The 12739-nt window shown below is 61.1% G+C and carries 10 protein-coding genes; 5 read left to right on the top strand and 5 right to left on the bottom strand.

Translation table 11 applies throughout. The features are described 5' to 3' along the window. Positions 1–28 precede the first annotated feature (28 nt). The gene (locus ACOOHD_RS11420; protein ID WP_420458008.1) at positions 29–763 is read right to left on the bottom strand and encodes a hypothetical protein; all 735 of its coding nucleotides are present in this window, start codon (positions 761–763) and stop codon (positions 29–31) included. A gap of 100 nt (positions 764–863) precedes the next feature. Between ACOOHD_RS11420 and nhaD the strand changes: the two genes are divergently transcribed. From nhaD to ACOOHD_RS11405, 3 genes are read left to right on the top strand one after another with little or no spacing between them, the layout of a single operon-like run. Further along, positions 864–2291 carry a sodium:proton antiporter NhaD gene (gene nhaD, locus ACOOHD_RS11415; protein WP_420458007.1) on the top strand — a complete coding sequence of 476 codons (1428 nt, stop codon included), beginning with the start codon at positions 864–866 and terminating at the stop codon, positions 2289–2291. A 51-nt stretch (positions 2292–2342) separates the two neighbouring features. Next, positions 2343–3563, top strand: coding sequence for an ISAzo13 family transposase (locus ACOOHD_RS11410; protein WP_420458006.1), 1221 nt, complete (start codon positions 2343–2345; stop codon positions 3561–3563). Between the two features lie 58 nt (positions 3564–3621). After that, positions 3622–3984, top strand: coding sequence for a hypothetical protein (locus ACOOHD_RS11405; protein ID WP_420458005.1), 363 nt, complete (start codon positions 3622–3624; stop codon positions 3982–3984). Here the strand turns inward: ACOOHD_RS11405 and ACOOHD_RS11400 are convergent. Next, positions 3955–5199, bottom strand: coding sequence for an S-adenosylmethionine:tRNA ribosyltransferase-isomerase (locus ACOOHD_RS11400; protein ID WP_420458004.1), 1245 nt, complete (start codon positions 5197–5199; stop codon positions 3955–3957). The two genes, ACOOHD_RS11405 and ACOOHD_RS11400, sit on opposite strands and share 30 nt — an antisense overlap. 106 nt (positions 5200–5305) lie before the next feature. Between ACOOHD_RS11400 and sppA the strand changes: the two genes are divergently transcribed. After that, on the top strand, positions 5306–7090 hold the full coding sequence (gene sppA / locus ACOOHD_RS11395; protein WP_420458003.1) for a signal peptide peptidase SppA: 1785 nt from the start codon (positions 5306–5308) through the stop codon (positions 7088–7090). Here the strand turns inward: sppA and ACOOHD_RS11390 are convergent. The 3 genes from ACOOHD_RS11390 to recO are packed head-to-tail and all read right to left on the bottom strand — an operon-like array spanning position 7087 to position 11364. Then, positions 7087–8847, bottom strand: a complete 1761-nt coding sequence (locus ACOOHD_RS11390; RefSeq protein WP_420458002.1) for a hypothetical protein — start codon at positions 8845–8847, stop codon at positions 7087–7089. The genes sppA and ACOOHD_RS11390 overlap by 4 nt on opposite strands. Positions 8848–8856: 9 nt before the next feature. After that, entirely contained in the window at positions 8857–10626 is a 1770-nt protein-coding gene (lnt, locus tag ACOOHD_RS11385; RefSeq protein ID WP_420458001.1) for an apolipoprotein N-acyltransferase, read from the bottom strand. Between the two features lie 15 nt (positions 10627–10641). Further along, positions 10642–11364 (bottom strand): DNA repair protein RecO, encoded by a 723-nt coding sequence (gene recO, locus ACOOHD_RS11380; RefSeq protein WP_420458000.1) that lies wholly within the window; start codon positions 11362–11364, stop codon positions 10642–10644. A gap of 213 nt (positions 11365–11577) precedes the next feature. Between recO and hppD the strand changes: the two genes are divergently transcribed. Beyond that, on the top strand, positions 11578–12705 hold the full coding sequence (gene hppD / locus ACOOHD_RS11375; RefSeq protein ID WP_420457999.1) for a 4-hydroxyphenylpyruvate dioxygenase: 1128 nt from the start codon (positions 11578–11580) through the stop codon (positions 12703–12705). Positions 12706–12739: the final 34 nt, after the last annotated feature.

Raw genomic sequence — 12739 nt, 5'->3', positions numbered from 1 at the left:
AACCGCAAGCAATCGCGGGAAAAATCCGCTAGGAGGCGCTGCTTTCCTGACTGCTCGGCTTGCCCAGCGTACTGCGCAGCCGCTCCAGGCGTTCGCGCAGGTCCTCGGCTTGTTCGGTCTTGCTGCTGCTGGCGGCCGAGTTGCTGAGCTCGACGATGGTATCGAGCTCGATGGTGTCCTGCTCGATGCTGAAGCGGGTTTCCTCTACGACGGCCTCGTCGTCGAAGTTGGTCTGCCGGAGCTCGCGCAGTTCCCGGCGGCGGGCTGCAATGCTTTCCACCAGGCGGTGGCGGTCGAGCAACTCGCGCAGTTTCGTGGCGCAGTCGGCAAAGAAACTGGCCTTGGCGTGGCGCAGGCTGAATTCAGCTTCGAGTTCCTTGATGACCGCCTCGGCCTTCGCGGTCTCAGTCGCATCGGCGGCTGTATTGCGGGCCAGGTCGTCGCGCAGGGTGGCGATACTGTTAAGGATGCGTTCCCCCTCGTCCCGGAATCGTTCCTCGCGCTGGCGGCAGTCGGCCAGCCGCTCGGCGACGCGCTGACTGAACGCACTGTCGCGTTCGGTTTTTCTGCGGCCAAAGAGGGGCGTGCCGTCGAGCGCGCCCATCAGCCGGCCACCGAGCAGAAAAAACCCTACCGTGCTACCCAGCACGAACGCCATGAAGGCCATCGGGGGATAGATGCGCAGGAGCAGGAGCAGACTGAGCAGAGCGACCGCGGCGATGATCAACAGGCGTGAGGTGTCGGGTCCTTGTTCCGGTTTCATAGCTAGGAAACTGATTTACCGCGGCGGTAGTTGCGTACTATTCGTATAATTGCGAGCAGCCGGGCCGAACCCGGCTTGCCCAAGATAACTACCCCCCACCATGGTTGCAGCCATTGTCGCTTGTTTTGTCATCGGTTACATCGTAATCGTCTTCGAACACCCCCTTCGCCTGGACAAAACGGTGCCCGCGCTACTCATGGGCGCCGTTTGTTGGGCCCTGCTCAGTCTTGGCTTCAATAACGGTACGCTGGAGATCGTCAATACCGAGGGCGAGGTCTACAATATGTTCAATAGCCTGAGTGGGGAGGCCATGGAGATTGGCCACGCCGGGGCCCACGAGGTAGCCGAAGAGGGCTTCGTGGGTACCCTACTGCACCACCTAGGGAAGACCGCCGAAATTCTCATCTTCCTCATCGGGGCGATGACCATTGTGGAGATTGTCGACCTCCACCGCGGCTTCGACGTGCTCAAAAGTTGGGTCCACACCCGCAACAAGAAGAAGCTGCTCTGGATCGTCGGGGGTCTTGGGTTCATCCTCTCGGCCATCATCGACAACCTTACGGCAACCATCGTACTGGTCACGCTACTGCGCAAACTGGTGCCCGACCGTGACCAGCGCATCTGGTACGTCGCCCTCATTGTCATCGCGGCCAATGCCGGCGGTGCCTGGTCACCGATCGGCGACGTAACGACCACTATGCTGTGGATCGGTAAGCGGGTAAGTACGGCCGGGCTTATGGAGTTCCTTATTGCCCCCTCCCTGATCTGTTTCGCGGTACCCTTTCTGGTGGCCAGTTTCCTTAAGCCCTTTCAGGGGGAACTCACCACACCGGAGCTTACCGAGGCCGAGGAAGAAGAACAGGGCCGCCTACTCTCCAGTAAGACCATGCTCTTCCTGGGCCTCGGCATGATCGTCTTCGTGCCCGTCTTCAAGACCCTCACCCACCTGCCCCCCTACCTCGGTATGATGCTCAGTCTGGGGGTCGTCTGGTTAGTTTCCGAGTACATTCACCCCGAGGAAGACTTCACCGAGGAACGTAAGGCGCAGTACTCGGCCCATAAGGCGCTGAGCCGGATCGAGATGTCGTCCATCCTGTTCTTCCTCGGCATCCTGATGTCGGTAGCCGCCCTGGAAACCGTCGTCGTCAACGGAGTAGGCTCCCTGCGCGCCGTAGCCGAGAGCCTCCGTAGCGTCATCCCCAACGAGGACATCGTCATCATCGTGCTGGGCTTCCTGTCTGCCATCATTGACAACGTGCCCCTGGTAGCCGCTTCCATGGGCATGTACGACCTGGGCACTCACCCCATCGACGCACGCCTGTGGCACTTCATCGCCTACAGCGCCGGTACCGGTGGTAGTATGCTCATTATCGGTTCCGCAGCCGGGGTGGCCGCCATGGGCATGGAGCGTATTGATTTCATCTGGTACTTTAAGAAGATCGCCTGGTTGGCCCTCCTCGGCTTTGCGGCCGGTGCCATCGCCTTCCTCATCATCGAATCGACCTTCAACATCGGGGTGAACCACTAAGGGGGCAATGAAAAATAAGTTATTCACGGGGAATGGTCTTAGTTTTACCGGATGAAAATTACCCCAGCGGCTATTGAAGGGATGCGTGAAAAATGGCGGTTGATTGCCCCCCAACTAGATGAACGTAGTCGGCGGGTATGGGCGGGAGTCGAGGCCCTGGCTTATGGCCACGGTGGGGTGACGCTGTTGCACCTGGCCACGGGGATGAGCCGACTCACCATCAGTAAGGGTAAGGTCGAGTCCCAGCAATTGGCCCCTACCCTAGGTTTGCACCGGATGCGGGCTAAGGGGGGCGGTCGCAAATTGAAAACCGAGCAGTATCCCGATCTGGCCGCCCAGCTTGAGGGGCTGATTCAACCCCACACGAAGGGCGATCCCATGGGTCCCCTGCGCTGGACTTCGAAGAGCACCTACCGGATTGCGACTCAGCTCGGTGAGCTGGGGTACTCCATCCATCCCGGCACGGTAGGTAGTATGCTACGCAAGCAGGGCTACTCCCTACAGCTCAATGTGAAGGAAAAGGAGGGCAAAGAGCACGGTGACCGCGATGCGCAGTTCCGATTCATCAACGAGCGCGTTAGCGCACAGCTCGCCTCGGGTGGGGCGACCATTTCGGTGGACACCAAGAAAAAAGAACTGGTAGGAAACTACAAAAATGGGGGTAGGGAATACCACGCCCAGGGGGAGGCTCCCCGCGTTAACGTACATGACTTCGCCGATCAGGAACTCGGCAAAGCTGCCCCCTACGGAGTGTACGACGTGCGGGTTAACCAAGGTTGGGTCAGTGTGGGAGTGAGCAGCGATACGGCCACCTTCGCGGTCAATAGCATCCGGGAGTGGTGGTATAAAATGGGCCGGCAGCTCTACCAAGGCATGCCCCACTTACTCATCACCGCCGACGGCGGGGGTAGCAACAGTAGTCGCAGCCGGCTGTGGAAGGTAGAACTACAGGGGCTGGCCAATGAACTAGGGATGTCCATCGGGGTGTCTCACCTTCCGCCGGGGACGAGCAAGTGGAATAAGATTGAGCACAAGATGTTTTGCTTCATTTCGCAAAACTGGCGGGGTAAACCCCTGATTACCCTACAGACCATCGTCCAACTCATCGCCCACACCACCACCCGGCAAGGCCTCAAAATCATGTCCGCTTTGGACGAGCGGGAATACGCAAAAGGAGTAAAGGTGTCGGATGCCGAAATGGCCGCCCTGAACCTGACGCGGGATGACTTTCATGGGGAGTGGAACTATACCATTTCTCCGAATAGCAAGTGAATAGTTTATTTTTCATCAACCCCTTAGCCACCCGCCCTTGCCTAAGTCCTGCCTGCTTTTGCTACTCCCCCTCCTGTTGTTGCACTGCAAGCAGGAAGAAAACCTCCTGCTCGGCGAGTGGCAGGGTACGCTCGTGACCGAAGCGGGCGATAGCCTACGGCTCGATCCACGGGAGATTACCTTTCGCTTCACCCCCGACAACCGCTACGCCTTCACCTCCACCCTGCGCTACCGCGAGGCCGGTACCTGGCGTTACGACAGCGGCTACCTCTTTGCTCAGGATACTACCCAGCCCAGTAATTCCGAACGGGTGGTGGCCGTGGAGACGCTTACGCTGGATTCTCTGGTACTAAGGATGCAGGCCGACTCCGCCCAGCGCATGGTGTACCTGCTACGTACGAGCCCCCCACCGCCAGAGTAGACTGCTATCTCCGTAGCTCAGAAAACGAAAGTCATTGGCCAGGGCGTAGTCGTAGACCCGCCGCCAGTCGTCACCGAGGATGGCTGCCACGAGTAATAACAGCGTCGACTGCGGTTGGTGAAAGTTGGTGATCAGTCCGTCGGCTACCCGCAGCTCGCTTTCCGGCGTGAGCAGGAGGCGGGTGTAGCCGGAGATTCCCGGCTCCCCCGTAGCATCCAGGTAATCCATCAGCGTAGTAAAGGCCGACAGATTAAAGGCGCGCTGAAATTGTTTGCGCGTAGCCACCCACTGATCCTCTTCGGCTACCCAGGGGTCCCCCTGCCCTATACTGGCTCCTTCGTAAAATAAGGTTTCGAGACACCGCAGACTGGTAGTGCCGATGCATACGATGGGCTTGCCACTAAGCAGTTGCTGATATACCCGCCGAATAAATGGATCGGTTGCCGAATAGTACTCCCGGTGCATGACGTGGTCCCCCAGGGTTTCGGTCGTAACCGGTTTAAAGGTGCCCGCCCCCACATGCAGGGTGATGGGAGCGAACTCGATGCCCCTAGCCTCCAGCGCCTGTAGGACCTCCGGAGTAAAGTGCAGTCCGGCCGTAGGGGCGGCTACCGAACCCTCCTGCCGAGCAAAGACGGTTTGGTACCGCTGCCGGTCGTCAGCCTCCGCGGGCCGGTCGAGATAGGGGGGGAGGGGGACGGTGCCCACCGCCTCCAGCACCTCGCCGAAGGATAGCGGTGTGTCATACTCCCAGCCAAAAGTGATCGCAAAGGATTCTGCGTCGTGAGTACGGCGTTCGACGATCAGAGTGACCTCACGCCCGCCGTGCGGAAAAGTTTTCCGTAGGAGGCCCGACTTCCAGCGTCGGTTACCCCCTACGAGACACTTCCACACTACGGGCTCGGTACTGCTGAGCGACTGAGCGTAGTCGGTGGGCTGTAGTGGCTCCAGGCAGAAGATCTCTAATGGCTTACCGGTCTCCAGCGTGAACTGGAGGCGGGCGTGAATGACCCGGGTCTGGTTACCCACCAGTAGGGTGCCACGGGGAAGTAGGTCGGGTAGGTCGCGAAAAATGTGCTTGCTGATCTCACCGTCTTTATACTGTAACAGCTTAGCGCTGCTGCGATCCGCCAGGGGGTAGCGTGCGATGCGCTCCTCCGGCAGCTCATAGGTATAATCGGCGATACGGAGGCGGCGGGCGGCGGCGGTAGACATGCGGCAAAGGTAGTCATCCGTAAAAAGCCGCCGTTCATCGAAAAGCTTGTAACCTTCTTTACTGGCTGCCGTTCTTTGCGCTGCGCTAACACCGAAACCTCGTAGCATGCCTAATTTCGTCAAACTTCTCCTGGGGTCCTGCCTGGGCACCCTACTTGCACTGGTCGTGATTGCCCTGATCGGCTTTTCTATTATTGGCGGCCTGGCCGCCTCGGCTGAAGAAAAGCCCCGGGTGACCACCAATTCTATTCTGACCTTCGACCTCCAGGGGCTGCCTGAGCTCACTGGCAACTCGCCGGCCTCCAACCCCTTTGAATCCTTTGGCCAAACTCCGCCTCCCGGGTTGCACGATGTAGTGCGCGCCGTGCGCCACGCCGCCCAGGATGACGACATAAAGGGTATCTACCTCAACGATGGTGTCACGGGCGTACCCTTTACCAGCCTGCGTACCCTCCGCGAGGCCATCGCCGAGTTCCGCGCCGCCGGTAAGTTTGTCGTGTCCTACTCCCCGTACTACGATCAAAGCGCCTACTACCTGGGTAGCGTAGCCGATGAGGTGTACGTCGGGCCGCTAGGTGTAGTAGACTTCCGTGGTCTAGGTGCCGACATTCCCTTCTTCAAAAACGCCCTTGATCAGGCCGGCATCAAGTTCGAGATATTCTACGCCGGCGACTACAAGAGCGCCACCGAGCCGCTGCGCCGCACCGAAATCAGCCCCGAGAACCGGGAGCAGACCGAGGAATTCCTTGAAGACCTCTTCGGCGTCATGCTCGCTGACCTCAGCGCTACCCGTAACGTCGATCCCGCCCGCCTCCGCCAGGCCGCCGCGGACATGACCGGCTGGCGCGACCAGCAGGCCGTCGACGCCGGACTCATCGACGGTATCCTGCGCCGCAGCGAGGTCGACCACATCCTGCACGACAAGATCGGGTTCGATCAAGACGAAAAGCTCAACACCATCGACATCAGCCGCTACTTCGCCGCCCGTATGGACCGGCTCGATGGCGACGGCAACGACCAGGTAGCCGTGCTCATCGCCGAGGGCGGCATCGTAGACGGGGCCGGCGACCTGGGCAGCATCGGCGACAAGAAGTACGTCAACGAGATCGAAAAGCTAGCCGATGACGACAACGTTAAGGCCGTCGTGCTACGCGTCAACAGCGGCGGCGGCAGCGCTAGCAGCTCCGAAAACATCTGGTACGCCATCGAGCAGCTCAAGGAAACCGGCAAACCCGTCGTGGTGAGCATGGGTGACTACGCCGCCAGCGGGGGTTACTACATCGCCGCCGGCGCCGATAGCATCTACGCCGAGCCCACCACCATCACCGGCTCCATCGGCGTATTCCTCACCTTCCCCATCGTGCGCGAGCTGATGGAAGATAAGATCGGCGTCTCCTTCGACACCGTCAATACCGCCCGCAACGCTAACGCCTTTAGCCCCTTCCGCGAGATGGGCGAGGAAGAAAAGCAACTGCTCACCACCCGCACCCAGGGCATCTACGCCACTTTCCTGGATCGGGTAGCCACCGGCCGCGGTATTCCCATCGAGCGTGTACGCGAGATCGCCGGCGGCCGTGTCTACTCCGGTGAGCGCGCCATGGAGATCGGCCTCATCGACCGCTTCGGTGGCCTCGACGCCGCCGTCGCCTCCGCCGCCCGCCTGGCCGGCCTCGATGCAGACGACTACGCCGTAGGTCACTACCCCCGCCTCAAGCCCCAGTGGGAGCGTTTCCTGGAGGAGATCATGGGTGCCGATGATGATAACCAGGTCGTAAATAAGGTGGTGAAGAGCCAGCTCGGTGCGGAGAACTACGGGCACTTTGAGCTGCTGCGTGATTTGTCGCGGGCGCGGGAGCCGCAAGCGCGGTTGCCGCTGGTGGTGACGTTTTAAAACACACTCACATACCCGAGATGCACCTTAGGCGCTCCCAGGTCAAAGGCTTCCCCCCTACGCCTCCCCACCGCCAGACTAAGCGCAAAGATCCCCGCCCGCGTCTCGAAGTTCACCCCCGCGCCGAGGCCTAAGGGGTAGTCGATTGCAATATTCGGCTTAGCAACGCTGCGCTGGTTGAGGCGGGCAGCATCGGCAAAAGTGTACAGAAAGGCATTCTCCCCCAGTAGCAGACGAAACTCCGCCGTAAGCACCTGGTAGTCCGTAGCAAAAAAGCGCTGCTCGTCGAAGCCCCGCAGTAGCCGTGCCCCCCCGATACGAAACTGCTCGTTACTCACCACCCCCCGCTCCGTCAGGAGCGCCTGGGCGCGCAGGCCGAGGTAGAGGACGGTACCAACCAGCGGCTCTACGTAGAAGTCCAGCGCCGCCGCCAGTTGCACCTGGGTGCTGCGTTGCTGAAGGCTATCGGCCGCCTCGCCCGTGAAGTCCAGGTTACGGAGTCGCCGGAAACCAGCCGCCGCACTCACGTCTACCGCATAGCCATTACGGGGACTAAAGCGCCGGTCGGTCCGCGTACGCCGCAGTTGCAGTCCGAAAAACGACCGACTCACCCCCAGCGTATCGGGCAGTTGCCCGTTCACCAGCCGCGTACTATCTAGCCCCGGCACGATGGTGCTCCGCTTTTCCCAGAAGGCACTCAGGCGGTCGTTACCCTCACGGATATAGGTGCCAGCCAGGTGCCAACTTAAATTGAGAAAGGAGGTATCGCGGCGGTAAAGCTCCAATTCCCCCTCGAAGCCGAAGGGTAGCCCAAATACGAAGGGGTAGTCCAGCGCCAGTTGCAACTCCTGCGTCTGCGGCCGCAGCTGCTCGAAGCGGGCGGCGATGCGCTCGCCCTGTCCGAAGCCGTTGTACAGCTCCCCATTCAGTTCCCCGGTGATAAGCAACTTGTTATCGTTCTGGGTGCTATTAGGCAGTACCCCGATGACGAAGTCGAAGCGACTGGCTGGCCGCCGGTCCAGTGGTAGGTCGATGTACGCTAGACTATCGCGAAAGCTCACCGCCGGTGCCCCCCGCATCGTCACGTAGGGCAGCTGTGCCAGTCGCTCCTGCAACCGCCGCACCCGCCGCTGGGAGTACACCTCGCCGCGTACTAGCCCCAGATAGCGCTCCAGGAAGATGTTGCGTACCCGCACCTCCTCCGGCACGCTTACTTCCCCAACGCGGATCAGTGGACCGGTCCGTACATCCACCCGCGCCGCCAATTGCCCCGGAGCTACCCACTCCACCTCCGTCAGTCCCACCGAGGCGAAGGGGTATCCGTTGGCCGCCGCCCGGGAGACCAGGCTATCCCGCACCGCCGACCAGCCCTGCGGCGCTAGCGGCCGCCCCGCCCGAAACCGCCGCTGCCGGTACCCACTGCGCCGCGCCCACTGCCTGACGAGCGGATCGTCCGGTAGCGTAAGCTCCGACCAGGCGTAGGCCGGCCCCCGGTGCAGGTAGGCGGTCAGCTCCCCCGGTGCGGTTTGCACCACACTATCTACGCTGGCCTCCCAGTGCGCGCGCTCCTGCTGCCGCTGCCGCCAGTCCGCCAGCCAGTCCAGTACCTCAGTCGAGTCACCAAAGGACTTCGGTACACGATCGGTGAACTCGAAGTCGGTAGCACTGGGGGTCACCTTCCACGTAGCTTGCACCTGCGCACCCGCCCAGAAGGAGTAAAGGAGTAAGGGCGTTAAGGTGAAAAGGAGGCGGCGCATGCGGGGGGCTTAGCTAGCATCCAACGTGCTGCGGCGGCGGAGCGTGTGTGCGAGGTTGGACAGCAGGGCCATGGCGGCGAGTAACAGGGCTATACGGGCCGGTATGTCGCCGAAGCGCACGTAGGGCGTGATGCTGTCATTGAGCCGAATGGTACCGGAAAGGTGGCCCCGCTCCCCGTAAAACGTACGGCTCACGATGTGCCCCCGCTGGTCGATGAAGGCGCAGGCCCCCATGTTGGCGGAGCGGACCACGGCCCGGCGCGTCTCGATGGCGCGCAGACTGCTCAGGTAGAGGTGCTGGAGGTGACCGGCCGTATCGTCCCACCAGCCATCGTTAGTCAGTACGAAGGCCGCCTGGGCCCCCTCGTGGATATAGCCCGTGAAGTACTCGCCGAAAACGCTTTCGTAGCAGATCACGGGTGCAATCCGGACGCCGTTTTCCGTGATAAAGGGGGTACGCAGCGCCTGGGTGCCCATACCCGCTACCGATCCGCCCAGGCTGTTGACGAGCGGCTCCAGAAAGAACAGGGTGTTGCGAAAGGGAAAGCTCTCGGCACCGGGCACGAATACGCCCTTGCGGTAGGTCTGAAACTCGCCGGTGCGCAGGTCGAGTTGCGCCGCGCCGTTGAGCGCTTCCAGGGCGGTCTCGCTGCCATCGGAGGCGGGCACGTAGCGCACGGCAGCGGTCACTTCCTCGCCGGGCCCGAAGCGGTAGTAGCCCTGGTAGCCACTCACCAGGTAATGCAGGCGGTCGGGGGGCAGTACGTCCAGCAGGGCGCGGAACGCAGGTGCGGAGGTGGGACGGGTTTCATCTACGCCCCCAAAACTGGTCTCCGGGAAGAGCAAATAGTCCAGGGTCCCAGCAGTAGTCGCAAGAGCCTCCAGACTCAGCGCGGTAAAGAGCTCTACCTGTCGGGCGCGATCGTGTGAGAACTTCTCGTAGTGCGGCTCCAGGTTGGGCTGGATGGCGCTGACGGTGAGGGTTTCGCCGGGGGGCGGCGTGTAGGTGAGGTAGCGCAGAAGGGAACCAGCAAGCGGAAGGATGACGGCCAGTAGTAAGGTTACGGGAGCGCGGCGTCGGGTAGGAGAGCGGTACCACTGTAGCACGAGGTAGTTGACCACCAGGATCCAGGCGCTGCCCCCCAGCACACCGGTCAGCTCGTACCACTGCACCAGGCTGGGAAACTGCGCAAAGCCGTTACCGAGGGTGAGCCAGGGCCAGTTGAGCGACCAGTGGTAGTGGAGGTGCTCGAAACTGAGCCAGAAGGCCACGAGGGCTAGGTAGCTGACGCGGGGGCTGACCCGGCTCGTCCAGTGAAAGGCCAGCCAGGGGATGCACATCAGTAGCGTGTTCGCCACCACGGCGAAGAGCCCGGCAGCGAAGGCGGTATTGGTGACCCAGAAGGTGGCCAGGATATTGTAGAGTAGGAAGGTGTTAAAGCCGTGCCAGAAGACGGTCTTCGTGCTGCGGTTGTCTTGCTGTAGTGCGAGTAGGGGCACCCAGGCTAACAATAGCAGGAAGGGGAAGGGCAGATAACCCGGGAAGCCGAGGCCGAGGAATAGTCCACTGGTGGTGGAGAGCAGAAAGCGACGATCGGTGGCGGGGTCAGCCCTAGCGAGGCGAGCAGCGGCGATGCTACCCCAGAGCAGTAGGTACAGAAGCAGCGGCAGGTACCCCCAGAGTTGTTCGGCCTGGGTGCGCTGGTACATCACGAGGCCCGTGCCGGCGGCGGCCAGGAGAAGTCCGAGAGCAACAAGATAGCGCGTGCGGGGCGGCATGGTCGCGAAGGTAAGTTAGTACACGGCGCGCAGGATGCTCAGCGAGTTAATCTCGCGCATCCCCTCGATGTGGTGGCGGTAGTAGCGCAGCAGGTCGGTGAGGAGGCCGGAACGCTCCTCGCGGGTGAGCTTAATCGTAGCTGCCTGCTCCCGGTCAGTATGGAGCAACCGGTACATATGGGCGGCCCGGGTAGCATCTAGGTACTCCGTATGGCCGGGAAAGGTACCGGTAAATTGCCCCTCCCGCAGATCGAAGAGCGGCGTGGCTGCCGAGTAGTCGCCCGAGGGCATGAAGCCCAGGTGGGAGGTAAGCTCCAGCAGAAAGTGGAGGTGGATGTTGTTAATTGGCCCTGTAGTACTATCCAGAAAGGCAAAGGATTCGAAGAGGAAGTGAAATAGGGAGGGGTTTTCCTCCGATTCCCGGATGCTGTTGCGGGCCACCTCGAGCATGAACAGTCCCACGGTGCCCCGCTCTACCTCGAAGGGAATGCGGGTGTAGATGAAGGCGGACTGCACCTCTTTGATGCGGGTGAGGTCCTTGCCGGGGCGCTCGTAGGCCACCAAGTCCACCAGGTTCATGAGTTGCAACTTACTGGCCGGGGTGGTGCTACGCACCTTGCGCACCCCGCTGACGATGTACTTACGGATGCCGCGCTCCTCGGTGTACACCTCCAGGATCAGCGAGGAGTCGCCGTACTTCGTGGAGCGAAAGATGATGCCTCTGGTTTTTAAAAGCATAGAGTCGGCTATCGCCTGGATTAGACTGCCTTCGGCAGGTAGACGCCTTCGGCTGGTTAGACCCCCTTCGGCTGGTTAGACCCCTTCAGGGGTAGACCAAGAGCAAGAGCAAGATACCCCGCTACGGTAGAGAACCTCGAAGGGTTGCGATAGCAACCTTTGAGCGTTCGTATCGTTCTCACCCCAGAATAGTTGCCACAACAAGAATATATCATGACCCGTACCGCCCCCGCCCCCACCGCTGCCCCATCTACCGATGCCTTCCCCATTAACGGCACCGACTACATGGAACTACTGGTCGGCAATGCCCGCCAGTCGGCCCTCTTCTACCAGACGGCGATGGGCTTTCAGCCACTTGCTTACGCCGGGCTCTCAACGGGGCTGCGCGACCGGGAGTCGTACGTGCTAGTGCAGGATAAGATCCGGTTGGTGCTGACTAGTCCGTTGGTACCGGGCACGGACATCGGTAAGCTAATCGACCAGCACGGCGATACGGTGCGCACCGTGGCCCTCTGGGTAGATGATGCCACCGAGGCCTACCAGACCGCCTTAGCTCGCGGTGCTGAATCACATTTCTCGCCCCGCACGGATGAAGATCACCATGGCACCACCATCCGCTCGGCGGTAAAAAGTTATGGGGATGTCATCCACGTCTTCGTGGAGCGCTCGCACTACGACGGGGTATTCCTCCCCGGCTTCGTAGCCTGGGAGCCCAGCTACTACACGGAGCCCGTGGGCCTCAAGTACATCGATCACATGGTCGCCAACGTAGCCGAGGGGCAGATGAACCGCTGGGTGCAGTGGTACGCCGATGTACTCGGCTTCCGCCAGCTGGTAAGCTTCGACGATAAGGACATCAGCACCAAGTATACCGCCCTGATGAGTAAGGTGATGGCAAACGGTAACGGGCGCATCAAGTTCCCGATCAACGAGCCGGCCCCGGGCCTCAAGAAATCACAGATCGAGGAGTACCTCGAGTTCCACGGCGGACCGGGCATTCAGCACATCGCCGTAGCCACGGACGATATCGTCAGCACCGTCACCGCCCTGCGCGAACGGGGCATCGAGTTCCTGCGCGTACCGGCCACCTACTACGATGACCTACTGGACCGGGTGGGGCAGATCGACGAGGCCATCGAACCGCTGCGCGAGCTCGGTATCCTGGTCGACCGCGACGATGAGGGCTACCTGCTCCAAATTTTCACCCGGCCCATCGGTAGCCGTCCGACGGTCTTCTACGAGATCATCCAGCGCAAGGGGGCTACCAGCTTCGGGAAGGGGAACTTTAAGGCGCTGTTTGAGGCGATTGAGCGGGAGCAGGAGTTGCGGGGAACGTTGTAGTGGACCCGGCTTTGCCAGGGTAGACGCCTAGCGG

This window comes from Neolewinella sp., assembly GCF_965214665.1.
GTDB lineage: Bacteria > Bacteroidota > Bacteroidia > Chitinophagales > Saprospiraceae > Neolewinella.
Note: the sequence above shows the minus strand (reverse complement) of the source record. Positions and strands in the feature narration are given on the sequence as shown.